This is a genomic window from Pseudoleptotrichia goodfellowii (genome assembly GCF_007990505.1).
In the GTDB taxonomy this organism is placed as follows: Bacteria; Fusobacteriota; Fusobacteriia; order Fusobacteriales; family Leptotrichiaceae; genus Pseudoleptotrichia; species Pseudoleptotrichia goodfellowii.
Window position 1 is genome coordinate 489,675 of record NZ_AP019822.1, and the last position, 16,363, is coordinate 506,037.

Consider the following 16,363-nt stretch of genomic DNA (forward strand, 5'->3'; position numbering starts at 1 on the left):
GTTATCTCAAAATAGAATATTGTTGATTTTTACAGTCTATTTTACCTTATAAGTAAGTTTTTCTCCGTCACTGTCTATTAAAACAGTACTGTTTTCAGGTATTTCATTAGATAAAATCATTTTTGAAAGATTAGTTTCTATATCTTTTTGAACAAATCTTTTTAAAGGTCTTGCTCCGTAAGCAGGATCATATGCCTCGTCTACTATATAATCAAGAGCTTTGTCGGTAAATTCTATTTTTATAAACTGATCTTTAAGTTTTTTGTTTATATCTTTAAGTATCAAACTTATAATATTTTTTACGTGTTCTTTTCCTAATGACTTAAACACGATAATATCGTCAATTCTGTTTAAAAATTCAGGCTTGAATCTGTGTTTCATTTCATCGAGCACGGCTTCTTTTGTAACATTGGAAAGTTTAGGATCTTCGAGTATAATCTCACTTCCGATATTCGATGTCATTATAACGATAGTATTTTTAAAGTCTACGACTTTACCTTTTCCGTCTGTAAGTCTTCCGTCATCAAGTAATTGAAGCAGAACATTGAATACATCGGGATGAGCTTTTTCAATCTCGTCGAACAGTATAACCGAATAAGGTTTTCTTCTGACAGCTTCTGTGAGTTGTCCGCCTTCTTCGTATCCTACGTATCCCGGAGGTGCCCCTATAAGTCTTGTGACGCTGAATTTATCCATATACTCACTCATATCTATTCTGACAATATTATTTTCGTCATCGAACAAGTTATGTGCAAGAGTTTTAGTCAGGTAAGTTTTCCCCACTCCTGTAGGTCCGAGGAATATAAATGAACCTATAGGTCTGTTCGGATCTTTCAATCCTGCACGGGATCTTATTATTGTATCGCTTATAGTTTCTATAGCTTCATCCTGCCCTATTACACGAGCTTTCATATGCTCAGCGAGATTCAATATTTTCTCTTTTTCTCCCTGCAATAATTTTGAAACAGGTATTCCTGTCCATTTTCCGACAATTTCGGCTATTTCCTCACTGTCGATTTCCTGTTTCAATAATTTGTTTCCGTTTCCTTCGTTTCTGTCTTTCCATTTTTCTTCTTCATTTTCTCTCTCTTTTTCAAGAGTAGCCAATTTTCCGTATTTTAATTCGGCTAATTTGTTATAATCGCTTTTTCTTTCGGCTTCCTGAATCTCTAAGTTGACTTTTTCAATTTCTTCGTTGATTTTTGTAAGTCTTCCCGCTTCCTGTTTCTCGTTTTCCCATTGAGATTTTAATTTAGTCTCTTCTTCTTTTAATTCGGCTATTTCTTTCTCCAATGATTCGAGTCTATCTTTGGAAGCCTGATCTTTTTCTTTTGTCAATGCCACTTTTTCTATCTCAAGCTGCATAAGACGTCTTGTTACTTCGTCAAGCTCTGTAGGCATGGAGTTTATTTCGGTTTTTACTTTAGCAGCGGCTTCGTCTATAAGGTCGATAGCTTTATCCGGCAAAAATCTGTCATTTATATATCTGTCACTCATTGTAGCGGCTGTAACTATGGCGTTATCAGTAATTCTGATACCGTGAAATATCTCAAATTTTTCTTTCAGTCCACGTAATATTGAAATTGTATCTTCTACAGTAGGCTCATTTACCATAATAGGCTGAAATCTTCTTTCAAGAGCAGCATCCTTTTCGATATATTTTCTGTATTCATCCAATGTAGTAGCACCGATAACTTTAATTTCTCCACGGGCAAGCATAGGTTTCAAAAGGTTTCCTGCGTCCATAGAACCTTCGGTTTTTCCTGCCCCCACTATATTATGTACTTCGTCTATAAATAGTATTATTCTTCCGTCGCTGTTTTCCAATTCGTCAAGAACGGCTTTAAGTCTTTCTTCAAATTCTCCTCTGTATTTTGCACCGGAAATCAATGCTCCCATATCAAGCGAGAATATAGTTTTATCTTTTAAATTTTCAGGCACGTCACCTTTGAGTATTCTTTGTGCGATACCTTCAGCAATAGCTGTTTTACCTACTCCCGGCTCACCGATTAAAATAGGGTTATTTTTATTTCTTCTGGATAAAATCTGAATAGCACGTCTTATTTCCTGATCCCTTCCTATAATCGGATCAAGTTTACCTTTTCTTGCCAGTTCTACCAGATCTTTTCCGTATTTTTCCAATGCTTCATATGAATTTTCAGGGTTGTCGGACATAATTTTTCTACCTCCTCTTATTTCATTTAGTACGTTTTCAAATTGATTTTTTACAATACCGTTTTCTCTTAAAAAACTGTTATTGTCATAACTCGCTAAAAATAGGTGCTCTGTACTTATATAAGCGTCCCCCATTTTTTTAGCGTAATCTTCGGCACCTACTATGACTCTGTTTAACTCTCCATTAGGTCTTGGATCTGAAGTACCGCCTTCAATTTTCGGCATTCTGTTCAATTTATCTTCGAGTTTTTTTGTTAATTCTATTGTGTTTATTCCCATTTTTTTAAGTATGTTGGGAATAAGCCCGTTCATTTGCCCGATTAATGCGAGCAACAAATGTTCTACTTTCATATCCGAACTTTTATATCTTACCGCAAAGTTATGAGCTTCGGAAAGAGCTTCCATACTTTTTTGCGTAAATTTTTCTTCCATATCTATCAATCTCCTTGTTTTTCAAATTTTTTGTTGCTTTTATATACTGTATTATAAAGTTAGATTCAGTACAAATCTTTTATTTTTTAAATTATTAGCACTCTGTACCGTTGGTTGCTAACAAAAATAATATATCATACTTTTTGATATATGTCAACACTTTTTTTGAAAAAAACAATTTTTTTGTAAATGCTGAAAATGTCAATAAAATTAAGGATAAAATAGATTCTGAAGAAAAACAGGGGGTAACATTATTTCAAATATATTTGAAAATCAGTGCAAATTGATTATTCTGTTTTATGGGGTATTATTATAATAAATAAAAGGTGATATATCATGTTGAATTATAAAGAAATAGAAATATTAAACAGCCTTATAAAAGGTGAAAAGTGCAGTTTCAGAGCCATATCCGAGAAATACGGAATATCCGACAGAGCTGCCAGATATTATATTGATAATATTGATTACATATTGAAAATACTCGGCTATAAAATAACCGAGAAGGACAGAAATATTATTTTTCTGGAAACAGATCAGGATTTCAGTAAGATTTTTGAGATCTTAAAAAAAGCACAGAAATTATCTGTTGATGACAGAGTAAATATTTTGAAGTTAATTCTCTTTTTTGATGAAAAAGGACTTAATATAACAAAAATATCCGAAGAACTTCAAATTTCAAGAACAACGATAAAAAAAGATATGAAACTGTTATCGGAGGAGCTTGGAAAAGACGGAATAAAGCTGAATTATAAAAATAATATCGGCTATAAACCTGAAGGAAATAACGGAGAAATTCTTATCAAACAGATTGAACTGATTGAAGAAATACTGGAGCTGTCCAAAGGAAAAGATGATTTTAAAATAGTAAAAACTCAAATTCTGAATTATTTTTATAAATATATAAAAGAAGAAAATATTGAAAATACAAAAGAATTTATAGTAGAAGTCGAAAAAGTAATGGAACTGAATATAAACGGAGAAAGCTATAATAAAATATTTTCTTATATGCTGATATTGCTGAACTTTGACGGTAAATACGGCAACAGTCAGGATTCTGTTTCTAAAAAATTTCTCGCTCATACTGATGAATATGAAAAAATAAAGGAAATACTTGAAAATATTTTGAAAGCAACTGTAAAACAGGAAATGTTGATAGAAATGACCGATTTAATAACAGGAATTACAATAAACAGTTTTGAAAATAATTCTTTTGAGGACTGGATAAATGAAGAACTGATTATAAAGAAGATGATTTCCAAAGTCAGTAAAATAGTGAAAACCGATTTGACAAGGGATGAAATACTGTATAACGGACTTTTGTATCATATAAAACCTGCAATGTACAGAATAAAAAACAATATTCAGATAACAAATTCAGTGTTTAAAGAGCTTATACTCGCAAAAGATCCTGTCCTTAATGTCGTAAATGAAGGGATTAAGGAAATAGAAGAACTTTTCGGAGTTAAATTTCCCGAAGATGAAATAGCTTTAATAGGTTTTCATATAAAAGCTTCAATAGAAAGAAATACTTCGGAAAAAACGAAAAAAGTAATACTCATTTGCGGTTTGGGGTACGGAAGTTCCAAAGTTCTGGAGCAAAGTCTGAAAGAAAATTATGACTTAGATATAGTGGATGTTCTTCCTTATTATTTAATAGAAGATACTTTGCCTAATTATAAAAACATTGATTTGATTTTATCTACTGTCGATTTGAAGCATAAATACGGAGATGTTCCTGTAGTTAAGATAAATCCTTTACTTAAAGAAGACGATTTTGTCAAACTTTCTAAATACGGCATAAAAAAAGGTAACAGGAAAATATCTATGAAAAAATTAATGAAAATAATAAAAAATAATACGACAATGGAAAATTCCGATAAACTTATTGAGGAGCTGAAACAGGAACTGGAAAACAGTATTGTTGATGATTTATCTGATGCAGGAACGATTCTGAGAGAAATACTTAATAAAGAAAATGTTAGATTTGCTGAAAAAGTTCAGGATTGGGAAGAAGCAATAACAAAGTCGGGCAATATACTTGTTGAAAATAAGGTTGTAAAAAGCGGATATGTAGAAGAAATGATAAAACTTGTGAAAAAACACGGAGCTTATATAGTAATCGAAGAGGGAATAGCGATACCTCATGCGGGAATTTCGGAAAATGTATTGAAAACAGGTGTGTCATTATTAATAGTAAAAGAAAAAGTATTTTTCCCGAGCGGAAGAGGAGCAAATATATTTCTGAGTTTTGCAACAATAAATAAAAACGATCATTTGAATATACTGAATGATTTGTTTGAATTGATTACCAAATATAATTTTATAGAAGAAATATCAAAAATAAGTAAATACGAAGAATTGGAAAAATATTTCAGAAAGGAATTTGTATGTTAGAAGAAATACTTGATGGAAATATACAGACAGTCGATTTTGTAAAGGACTGGGAAGAAAGTATAAAAATAGCTTCTAAGCCCTTACTTGAAAAAAAAATTATTGAAGAAAAATATGTGGAAGCAATGATAGAAAGTATAAAAAAACTGGGATTTTACATCATTTTAAGGGAAAATCTTGCTATGCCCCATGCAAGACCTGAAGAGGGGGCGATAGATACAGGGATAAGTCTTTTAAAACTGAATCAGCCTGTAAATTACGGAGATGAAAAGGTATATCTTGTAATTGTGCTGGCTTCCAAAGATTCTGACAGCCATACGGAAATACTTATGAAACTTGTGGAACTGTTTCAGGACGACGAGAGTATAGAGGAGCTTATTAAGGCTGAGACAGTGGAAGAGATAAGGCGGATAGTGGGGAAGTATTAAATATGTTATAAAAATTATTTTTATATAAATTTATTGGAATGAGAGGAGATGTTTTTATGAAAATTATGGCAGTTTGCGGTTCAGGATTGGGAAGCAGCTTTATAGTTGAGATGAACATAAAAAAAGTATTGAAAAAAATCGGAGTTGAAGCAGAAGTGGAGCATTCGGATTTGGCATCGGCAGTTTCAGGAGCAGCTGATTTGTTTGTAATGGCAAAAGATATTGCAGAAAGTTCAAGTGTTCCCGCTGAAAAACGGATAGTTTTGGACAGTATTATAAGTATGCCAGAACTTGAAGAAAAATTAACAAATTATTTTAAAAAATAAAATTTAGGAGGAAAGTATGAAAACTTTATTGACTTTTATAGTGGATATTTTAAAAGTACCGTCAATTTTAGTAGGATTAATAGCAATGATAGGATTGATGGTTCAGAAAAAACCTGTTGCCGATATAGTAAAAGGTACAATTAAGACTATTTTGGGATTTCTTGTATTAGGAGGAGGAGCGGGACTTGTAGTAAGTTCTCTTGCACCTATGGGAACTATGTTTGAACAGGGCTTTCATGTACAGGGAATTGTTCCTAATAATGAAGCAATAGTTTCATTAGCATTAAAAGAATACGGAACAATTACAGCTCTTATAATGGCACTTGGAATGTTTTGGAATATATTTATTGCAAGATTTACAAAATTGAAATATATATTTCTGACAGGACATCATACATTATACATGGCTTGTATGATAGGGATAATATTGAAAGTCGGAGGATTTGAAGGACCTTTATTGATATTTATAGGATCCTTGACTTTAGGACTTGTAATGGCTATATTCCCTGCTTTGGCACAACCTTATATGAGAAAAATCACAGGTAGTGATGATGTAGGATTCGGACATTTCAGTACAATAGGATACGTATTGTCGGGAATAGTAGGGTCTTTAATAGGAAAAGGTTCAAAATCAACAGAAGAAATGAAATTACCTAAAAACTTAAGTTTTTTAAGAGACAGTTCGATTTCTATTTCATTGACAATGATGATAATTTATTTGATACTGGCTTTGGTAGCAGGAAAAGATTTTGTTGAAAAAGAATTAAGCGGCGGAGATAATTATCTTGTATTTGCAGTTATTCAGGCTATAACATTTGCTGCCGGAGTTTATATCATCCTGTCGGGAGTAAGACTTGTTTTAGCGGAAATAGTTCCTGCATTTGTAGGATTTTCAGAAAAACTTGTACCAAATGCAAAACCTGCGTTGGATTGCCCTATAGTTTTTCCTTATGCACCTAATGCAGTGTTAATAGGATTTTTATGCAGCTTTTTAGGAGGGATAATCGGGCTCTTTATATTGGGGATGTTAAAATGGACGCTTATTTTACCAGGAGTAGTTCCTCATTTCTTCTGTGGTGCCACAGCAGGAGTGTTTGGAAATGCTACGGGAGGTAGAAGAGGTGCTTCGTGGGGAGCTTTTGCAAACGGATTGCTATTGACTTTCTTACCTGTAATACTGTTACCTGTATTGGGAAATTTAGGGTTTGCAAATACTACATTTTCAGATGCGGACTTTGTAACTGTAGGAATCGTTTTAGGAAATATGGCTAAATCAGTATCACCAATGATAGTATCTGCAATAATAGTAGGTATAACTGTTGTATTGGTAGCTTTAGGATTTGTGCCTTCAAAGAAAAAAGAAGAAAAATAATTATAGATTCATTAATAATCCGAAAGGAGCAGAAAAGTGAAAAATTGTAATTGTGAAGAAAAATTAAAAGAAATAGAAAAATTGGCTTCGAAAATTAGAATAAATACTCTGAAATCTTTAACTCATTTGGGTTTCGGACATTACGGAGGAAGTTTATCGGTTGTCGAGGTTTTGGCAGTTCTTTACGGCGGAGTGATGAATATTAATCCTGAGGATCCTAATTGGAAAGGAAGAGATTATTTTGTATTATCTAAAGGACATGCAGGACCAGCTTTATATGCAACTCTTGCATTAAAAGGATTTTTCCCTGTAGAAGAAATTTATACATTAAATCAAAATGGAACAAATTTACCAAGCCATCCCGATAGACTTAAAACTAAAGGCGTTGATGCTACTACAGGATCTTTGGGACAGGGAATTTCCATTGCTACAGGAATTGCTAAGGCACTGAAAATGGATAAAAAATCTAACAGGGTATTTTCAATAATCGGAGATGGAGAAATTAATGAAGGACAGTGTTGGGAAGCGTTTCAATTTATTGCTCACCATAATCTGAATAATTTAACGGTATTTCTTGATTATAATAAGCAACAGCTTGACGGTACTTTGGAAGAAATAATCAAACCTTTTTCTTTCGAGAATAAATTAAAAGCTTTTGGATTTGATACAGTTACCATAAAAGGCGATGATATTAAAGGAATATATGAAATGGTAAAAAACCCCCGAAAAGAGAATGAAAAGCCTTTGTTTGTAATACTTGATACTGTTAAAGGTCAAGGTGTGGAATATATTGAAAAAATGAAAAATTCTCATCACTTGAGATTAACTGAAGAATTGAAAAAAGAAATAGAGGAAGTAATAGAAAAACTGGAAAGAGAGGCGGAATAAATGTTTAAGGTATATAAAGGTGAACCTAAAAAAGATGATATTGAGATGAGAAAAGTTTATTCCTCCAAACTTTCCGAGTTAATGAAAAAAGATGACAGAGTGGTGGCCCTTGAAGCTGATTTGATGAGTTCTATGACAATGGATAAAGTACAGAAAGAAAATCCCGACAAAGTAATAAATTGCGGGATAATGGAAGCGAACATGATAGGGGTAGCAGCAGGAATGTCCATAGCGGGGAAATATCCTTTTGCTCATACATTTACGGCTTTTGCAAGCAGAAGATGCTTTGATCAGCTTTTTATGTCGGGAGCATATCAGAAGAATAATATAAAAGTAATAGGTTCTGATGCGGGAGTAACATCTGTACATAACGGGGGAACACATATGTCTTTTGAAGATATGGGAATTATGAGAGGACTTGCGGATACAATAGTAATGGAGATGACCGATGCCGTCATGTTTGAAAATATCCTTGATCAGACAGCTTTGAAAGACGGTTTTTACTGGATAAGAACAATGAGAAAAAATGCTGCAACTATTTATGAAAAAGGTTCGACATTTGAAATAGGAAAAGGAAATTTACTAAAAGACGGAAAAGATATAACTTTTATTGCTAACGGAATAATGGTAGTAGAGGCATTAAAAGCTGCAGAAAAACTTGAAAAAGAAGGAAATAGTGTTGCAGTAATAGATATGTTTACTTTAAATCCTATAGACAAAGAGCTTATAATAGAATACGGAAATAAAACAGGTAAAATAGTTACTTGTGAAAATCATAGTGTTCACAATGGTTTAGGAAGTGCCGTTGCAGAAGTTATAGCTGAAAGTGGTAATGCAGTATTAAAAAGAATAGGAATACAGGAAAGATACGGACAGGTAGGAACGTTGGATTTCTTAATGGAAGAGTATGGATTGACTTCAGAACATATTTATAAAGCCGCATTGAAATTGTTGGAAAAATGAGGAAGAGTTGAAAAAGTTAAAAGTTAATAATCTTGAAATATAAAAATATCGTCTTAATCGGAAAGAGGCGGTATTTTTATGTTAAAAAAGTAAATAATAATTCTATATAAAATGTAAAGCGTTTTATTCTCAAACGCTTTACGTAATACGGTGCTATATTAAAAAAGAGAAGTAAGTATTATGAGACAAACTATGATTAATTTTCGTATAGATGAAAGATTAAAATTACAAGCTACTCTCTTTATTTATTAATACCAGCTTGTGCAAACATCTGCAATAACATAACAATCACTATAACCACAGTATGATTTAGATAAGCGATTATTCAGATACCTATCTCTTGAACTGTACCAACCGTAAGCACCTGTACTCGGAGACCATGCTACAGAGGCACAAGTGTTTGCAAAGGATACCGTTGCGATACAGTTGTAGCCGCATTGATTTAGAGCTGTGTTTATTGCGGAAGATTCATCAGAATAATTGTAACTGTAACCGGAAGCTCCTGTACTTTGATTAATTGCTATTGCTCCGTAATAATTATAATAAGAAAAAGAAGGAACAGCAATCATAATAAAAAGCATTAAAAGAATTTTTCTCATTTCTCCACTCTCCAAAATCAGTTTATTTTTATAAATCATTTTATCATTTAAACCTTAAAATAAACTTAAAGTAAAGGTTAAAATAATATGGGAATCTAAAAAATCCTTATTTTTATTGTTGAAATCAAATATAATTTTTAGTACAATAATATAAATTGTATTATAAAAGATAACTTTTAATTTTTAAAACAGTTATGAAAGGAATAAAAATGAGGACACTATTATTGCTTAGAGGGGCACCCGGCTCAGGAAAAAGCACATTTGTGAGAGAAAATAGATTGGAACAGTATACATTGGAAGCAGATAGGTTCAGAACGCTTGTTTCCAATCCCGTATTAAATGAAAAAGGAGATTTTACAATTTCCCAAAGATACGATAAAATTTCATGGAAAATGCTTATGGAATGTCTTGAAGAAAGAATGATTAAAGGAGATTTTACAATTATAGATGCTACGCATTCTACAAAACAATCGGTAAAAAGCTATGAAGACTTGGCTGAAAAGTATAAATATTCAGTTTATTATTATCAGTTTGATACACCTTACGAAATTTGCCTTGAAAATAATCTGAAAAGAGATGTATTTAAGCAGGTGTCGGAAAATGTAATAAAAAGAATGTATAATTCGGTGCAAAGTTCGGTTTTACCTAACAGATTTAAAAGAATTTATGATATAAACGAAATTATAAATTTTTATGTGGACGATATAACCGGTAAATATGAAAATGTGAAAATAATAGGCGATATTCATTCGTGTTATACTGCATTATCAAAGATACTGGAAGATTTCAGTGAGAAAACTCTGTATGTATTTTTGGGAGATTATCTTGATAGAGGGATAGAGCATAAAAAGACTCTTGATTTATTTTTGGGATTATGGAAAAATCCCAATGTAATACTGCTCGAAGGAAATCACGAAATTCATTTGAGAAATTTTGCAAGTGATTTGCCTGTAAAATCAAGAGAATTTATGGAAGCAACACTTCCTGCAATTTCGGAAAATGTGACAAATACCGAAGAATTTAAAAAGCAGATAAGGGTGTTTTGCAAAAAAATGAGACAATGTTACAGTTTCAAATTTCATAATCATAAAATTCTCTGCACTCACGGAGGGCTTTCGGCTGTACCCGATATGGCATTGATTTCGGCACAGGATATGATAAAAGGTGTAGGAAAATATGAAACGGAAATAGGAATAGTGTACGAGGAAAACTACAAGCTCGGGAAATGTCAGGATTACACTCAGGTTCATGGGCATAGAGGGATAGAGTCGACAGAGCATTCCGTATGCCTTGAGGGAGAAGTGGAATTCGGCGGAGAATTAAAATTTTTGAATATACTTCCTGAAAAAATAGAATTGAAATCTGTTAAAAATGATATTTATGACAGAGATTATCTGCAGCATGAACTTGATAAAGCAAAAAATTCAAAAGAAATAAATCTCACAAAAGATGACGAAGTAAATAAACTGATTATAAGCAAGCTCATAAATGTAAAAAATACAAAACCTAATTTATATTCTCTTAATTTTACGAGAAATGCTTTTAAAAGAAAATTATGGAATGACTCGACAATAAAAGCGAGAGGACTTTTTGTGGATAAGATAACAGGCGAAGTAAAAATGAGAAGTTACAATAAATTTTTCAATTATGGAGAAAATAATTTTTCATCAAAGAAATATCTTGAGAAAAACTTGAGTTTTCCTGTTACGGCATATGAAAAATATAACGGATTTTTAGGAATACTCGGAGTCATAAATGATGAATTTATCTTTGCTACAAAAAGTACAACAGAAGGAGAACATGCCCGATATTTCAGAAAACTTTTCGAGAAAGTAAACGAAAAAAATAAGAAAAAACTCTTTGAATTATGTAAAAATAAAAATGTTTCTGTAATTTTTGAAGTAGTTTCCAATGAAGACAGGCATATTGTGGATTATTTTATGAATGAAAATCTATTTTTACTTGATGTTATTGAAAATAATCTTGTTATAAACGGTATTCACTCGGATATTACTCTAAGTGAAAAATATATAAAAGAACTGAATATAAATGATGATGTGATTAAAGTGAAGAAAGCCGTAAGCATATGTAATGATTTTGAAGAAGTGCTGGATCTTATGGGAAAATATGGCGATATACCTAATGTAGAAGGACTCGTCTTTACCGACGCAAAAGGACTTATGTTTAAATACAAGGCTGAACATTATAATAAATGGAAAAGAAGAAGAACTTTAGTGGAACTGTACAGGAAAAATGGAGATTTTAGTTTAAAACAGTGTAAAAACGAAGAAGAAAAAAACTTTATGAAATGGATAATTTCCCTTGAGAAAGGCTATGTAGAGAATACACACATTGTCGATTTGATGAATAAATACACGAAAAAATAAAGAAAGGCTTGATAAATTATGAAAGTATTGCATGTTTTAGCTCAGCTGCCTTTAAAAACAGGAAGCGGAGTTTATTTTACAAATGTTATAGATGGACTGAAAGAAGAGAGTAATATAGAACAGGCTTGTATTTATGCAACAACAGCAGAATACAATATAAATATATTAAATAAGGCAAATCAATATGAAGTAGTTTTTGAAAGTGAAAATCTGCCTTTTTCTATTGCAGGAATGAGTGATATTATGCCTTATCCGAATACTCTTTATAAAAATATGACTGATGAAATGATGAGTGTATGGAAAAAAGAGTTCTTGAAACAGCTGAATGCTGCAAAAGAAAAATTTAATCCCGATGTGATACTGACACATCATTTATGGATACTGTCATCAATGGTTCGAGAAGTTTTTCCCGATAAAAAGGTAGTTGCGGTTTGTCATAATACCGATATAAGACAGTCAAAGCAAAATCCGCATATAAAAGAAAAACATTTGCAAGCTCTGAAAAATGTTGATAAAGTACTGGCGTTAAGCAATAAACAAATTCCTGAAATAAGTGAATTATTTGGAATAGATGAAAAAAAGATGATAAATATCGGTGGAGGTTATAATGAAAAAATATTTTATCCTCCTGAAAAATATCCTGAAAAAGAAAAAGTGGAATTAATGTACGCGGGGAAATTTGATGATTCTAAGGGATTTTATGAATTAATAGAGGCGTTTAAAAAGATTGAAGAAAAAGATAAAAACGTTACTATAGATTTGATAGGGGCGATTACTGAAAAAAATAAAGACAGAATAGAAAAAGCTGTGGGAAATTCTAAAAATATAAAAATTTATCCACCTGTAGATCAAAAAACATTGGCTGAAATCATGCGTAAAAAAGATATTTTTATATTACCGTCATATTTTGAGGGAATTGCGCTTATAGCGGTAGAGGCTTTAGGAAGCGGACTTAGAGTAGTCGCTACGAAAATAGAGGCACTTATGGAGCTGCTCGGAGATGAACTGAATGGCAGTGAAGTTATCGAATATGTGGATATGCCTACGATTTATGATACAGATAAAGCGGTGGAAGAGGAAAAGCCTGCATTTATAATAAGACTGGCTGATAAAATAGAAAAAATAATAGAAAGAACAAGGGAAAAGCGTGAAATAGATGAAGCGTTGACAGAAAAAATTCAAAGAAATTCATGGAAGTCGAAAATAGAGAAGATAAAAGAGATTTTGGCTGAATAACAATTATTAAAATTTTTTCAATTGAAATAGATATTGTTTTATTATATAATGATTAATATAAAGTCAGCTAAAAAAATTTGGGAAAATAATTTTAAGAGGTAAAAAATGGAAGGATATCTTATAATAGGTCTTGGAAGATTTGGAAAAAGTATAGCAAAAACATTGTATAATCATAATAAAACTGTATTGGGTTTGGATATAGATGAAGAAATTGTTCAACAAGTTATAGATAATGAAATAATTAGTGAAGCTATAGTAATTGATGCTACAAATGAAAATGAATTAAAAAAAATTATAGATGATGATTTTGACACAGCTTTTGTTTGTATAGGAGATAATATTCAGGTAAGTATACTAGTAACACTTATATTAAAAGAACTTGGAGTAAAAACGGTTATATGCAAAGCAAAAACAAAAATGCAGGGAAAGGTGTTAGAAAAAATCGGAGCTTCTTCAGTAGTTTATCCTGAAGAAGCAATGGGCGAAAAAATAGCTCTTAATGTATTACAGTCCAATATAACGGAATATTTTAAATTTTCTGATAAATATGGGATATTCGAGTTTAAAGCACCTAAAAGTTTTATCAGGAAAAATTTAATGGAACTTGATTTAAGGAAAAAATACGGAATAAACATTATAGTCATAAAATCTGAAAATAAAGAAATAAATTTTACTCCCAATCCTTTGACAGTCATTGAAGAAAATGATACTTTATTTGCAATGGCAGAACAGGAAAAAATGTCTTTTTTAAGTAATATAATTTAACTTAGAAGATAATTTAAAATAATGAAGGAGATATTTAAAAAAATGAGAAAAAAATTACATATCTCACCACAGGCAATGATCCTGATATCATTTTGTATGATAATATTGATAAGCGGAACGATACTGTCTCTTCCTGTTTCAACAGTAAACGGAAAAGGAATACGATGGATAGACGGAATTTTTACAGCGACATCGGCAGTATGTGTAACAGGTTTAAGTGTAAATGACATGAATTCGGTTTTTAATCTTTTCGGAAAAACGCTGATATTGATACTTATACAACTTGGAGGACTCGGTCTGATTACGATTTCGTCATTATTTATAATTCTTTTATCAAGAAAAATAAATTATTATACAAAAAAAGCTGTTGAAGAAGATCTGAATACAGATAAAATATTTAATATACAAAAATATGTAAAAAATGTAATTTTTACAGTTTTTCTTATAGAGTTTTCCGGAGCAGTTTTTCTTTTATTTGAATTCTCTAAAATCTTTGAATTGAAAAGAGCAGCTTATTATTCAGTTTTTCATTCAATCTCGGCATTTTGTAATGCAGGATTTTCATTGTTCTCAAATAATCTTTCAGATTTTAAAAGCAGTTTTATCTTAAATCTGGTTATTTCTTTACTCATAATTTTGGGAGGAATAGGATTTTCAACATTATTAAATATTTATAGATATTTTAGTAAAAAAGATAAAAAGCTTACGATAACTTCAAAGCTATCAATAAATATATCACTAATATTAATATTAATCGGAACAATTTCAATATTTATAATTGAATATTCAAATGAGAAGACAATAGGCAACCTATCATTTTTACAAAAAATTACAGCATCAATATTTCAAAGTGTATCTGTAAGAACGGCAGGTTTTAATACAATATCATTAGTAGATTTAAAAGATGCCTCAACTTTTTTATTTATTATACTCATGTTTATAGGTGCTTCGCCGGGTTCTACAGGTGGAGGAATAAAAACAACTACAATAGGAATAATTTTTTTAGGGATAAGAGCGATACTTTTTAATAAGGAAAATTTGGAATTTTCAAGAAGAAGAATAGAATGGAATAATTTTAATAAAGCAATAGTATTGTTTTTTATATCAATTATATACATAGCTATAATTCTTTTTTTAATGATGATAACAGAGAAAAATATCGAATTTATTGATTTACTGTTTGAAATAGTATCGGCATTCGGAACTGTAGGATTGTCAAAAGGTGTAACGTCTTTACTTTCAGATATTTCTAAAAGTTTTATAATATTTACGATGTTTATAGGAAGAGTCGGACCTTTGACAGTGACATTGGTGTTATTACCTAAAAAAATAAAAAGTGCGAATTATAAATACCCGGCAGAAAACATAATTATAGGATAGTAGAAATTATACAATAAAAACAATTTTTTATGATATGATTAAGAAATTTTGATAATCAAATAATTTTGCTTTAAAAATAATCAAATAACAGGTATAATTTGGTAATAAAAAATTATTTTAGGAGGGTTTTTAATGAAAAACATGAAAAAAATTGCACTTTTGGCTTTAATAGCAACATTAGTAATAGTGGGGTGCGATAAAAAAGAAGATAAAGAAAGTAATAAAGATACAACAACACAAACAACTGCTCAGGATAATGCAACAGTAGATTTAAGTGCCGAAACATCAGAATACAAAAAATTTGTTGAAGAACAGATTGGCATGCTTTTAAAAGATACGGAAAATTTCGCACAATTATTGAAAGACGGAAAATTGGAAGAAGCTAAAAAAGTTTATCCGTTAATTCGTATGGCTTATGAGAGATCAGAACCTATCGCCGAAAGTTTCGGAGAATCCGATGTTAATATAGATTTCCGTCTTGTGGATTTTAAAGAAGAACACAATACAGAAGAAGGATGGAGAGGATTCCACAGAATCGAAAGAATATTATGGGAACAAAATACTACAAAAGGTACTGAAAAATATGCTGAACAGCTTGTAAATGACATAAAAGAATTAAAAGCAAAAATAGCCACTGTAGAAGTAACTCCGGATATCATGCTTACAGGAGCCGTAGATTTGTTAAATGAAGTTGCCACTTCTAAAATTACAGGGGAAGAAGAAGTTTATTCGCATACTGATTTATATGACTTCAGAGCAAATATTGAAGGAGCTCAGAAAATATTCGAGCTTTTCAGAGCTAAATTGGAGAAAAAAGATAGTAAACTTGTAGCAACTTTGGATACTGAATTTAAAGCTATAAACGGATTACTTGACAAATATATGACAGATGACAAAAACTATAAATTATATACGGATTTGACAAAAGAAGATACAAAAGCACTTGCAGAAGCAGTTACAAAGTTAGGAGAACCTTTATCTCAAATGGGAATAATATTGGATATTAAAGAAGGTAAGTAGT

General features: G+C 31.3%; 13 protein-coding genes. 11 read left to right on the forward strand and 2 right to left on the reverse strand.

Annotation, left to right across the window (positions count from 1 at the left end; genetic code table 11):
- Positions 1-36 precede the first annotated feature (36 nt).
- The gene (gene clpB / locus FVE72_RS02520; RefSeq protein ID WP_026737130.1) at positions 37-2,607 is read right to left on the reverse strand and encodes an ATP-dependent chaperone ClpB; all 2,571 of its coding nucleotides are present in this window, start codon (positions 2,605-2,607) and stop codon (positions 37-39) included.
- Positions 2,608-2,943: 336 nt separating this feature from the next.
- On the opposite strand from clpB, the gene FVE72_RS02525 reads away from it, so the two are divergent.
- From FVE72_RS02525 to FVE72_RS02550, 6 genes are read left to right on the forward strand one after another with little or no spacing between them, the layout of a single operon-like run.
- The gene (locus tag FVE72_RS02525; RefSeq protein WP_026737131.1) at positions 2,944-5,001 is read left to right on the forward strand and encodes a BglG family transcription antiterminator; all 2,058 of its coding nucleotides are present in this window, start codon (positions 2,944-2,946) and stop codon (positions 4,999-5,001) included.
- Entirely contained in the window at positions 4,995-5,426 is a 432-nt protein-coding gene (locus tag FVE72_RS02530) for a PTS sugar transporter subunit IIA (protein WP_026737132.1), read from the forward strand. The genes FVE72_RS02525 and FVE72_RS02530 overlap by 7 nt, the downstream gene beginning before the upstream one ends.
- 56 nt (positions 5,427-5,482) lie before the next feature.
- The gene (locus FVE72_RS02535; RefSeq protein WP_026737133.1) at positions 5,483-5,752 is read left to right on the forward strand and encodes a PTS sugar transporter subunit IIB; all 270 of its coding nucleotides are present in this window, start codon (positions 5,483-5,485) and stop codon (positions 5,750-5,752) included.
- 16 nt (positions 5,753-5,768) lie between these two features.
- The gene (locus FVE72_RS02540; RefSeq protein WP_026737134.1) at positions 5,769-7,124 is read left to right on the forward strand and encodes a PTS ascorbate transporter subunit IIC; all 1,356 of its coding nucleotides are present in this window, start codon (positions 5,769-5,771) and stop codon (positions 7,122-7,124) included.
- A 36-nt stretch (positions 7,125-7,160) separates the two neighbouring features.
- A complete protein-coding gene (locus FVE72_RS02545) occupies positions 7,161-8,012 on the forward strand; it encodes a transketolase (protein WP_026737135.1) in 852 nt (283 codons plus the stop codon).
- A complete protein-coding gene (locus FVE72_RS02550; protein WP_026737136.1) occupies positions 8,013-8,975 on the forward strand; it encodes a transketolase family protein in 963 nt (320 codons plus the stop codon).
- 248 nt (positions 8,976-9,223) lie between these two features.
- On the opposite strand, the gene FVE72_RS02555 is transcribed toward FVE72_RS02550, so the two are convergent.
- Positions 9,224-9,613, reverse strand: coding sequence for a DUF4189 domain-containing protein (locus tag FVE72_RS02555; RefSeq protein WP_081453622.1), 390 nt, complete (start codon positions 9,611-9,613; stop codon positions 9,224-9,226).
- 170 nt (positions 9,614-9,783) lie between these two features.
- Between FVE72_RS02555 and FVE72_RS02560 the strand changes: the two genes are divergently transcribed.
- From FVE72_RS02560 to efeO, 5 genes are all read left to right on the forward strand, one after another.
- Positions 9,784-11,961: an RNA ligase gene (locus FVE72_RS02560; protein ID WP_026737137.1), complete on the forward strand. Its 2,178-nt coding sequence runs from the start codon at positions 9,784-9,786 to the stop codon at positions 11,959-11,961.
- Between the two features lie 18 nt (positions 11,962-11,979).
- A complete protein-coding gene (locus FVE72_RS02565; RefSeq protein ID WP_026737138.1) occupies positions 11,980-13,197 on the forward strand; it encodes a glycosyltransferase family 4 protein in 1,218 nt (405 codons plus the stop codon).
- 105 nt (positions 13,198-13,302) lie between these two features.
- Positions 13,303-13,962, forward strand: coding sequence for a potassium channel family protein (locus tag FVE72_RS02570; protein WP_026737139.1), 660 nt, complete (start codon positions 13,303-13,305; stop codon positions 13,960-13,962).
- Between the two features lie 42 nt (positions 13,963-14,004).
- Positions 14,005-15,342, forward strand: coding sequence for a TrkH family potassium uptake protein (locus tag FVE72_RS02575; RefSeq protein ID WP_026737140.1), 1,338 nt, complete (start codon positions 14,005-14,007; stop codon positions 15,340-15,342).
- Positions 15,343-15,474: 132 nt separating this feature from the next.
- Positions 15,475-16,362, forward strand: a complete 888-nt coding sequence (gene efeO / locus FVE72_RS02580) for an iron uptake system protein EfeO (RefSeq protein WP_232049467.1) — start codon at positions 15,475-15,477, stop codon at positions 16,360-16,362.
- Position 16,363: the final 1 nt, after the last annotated feature.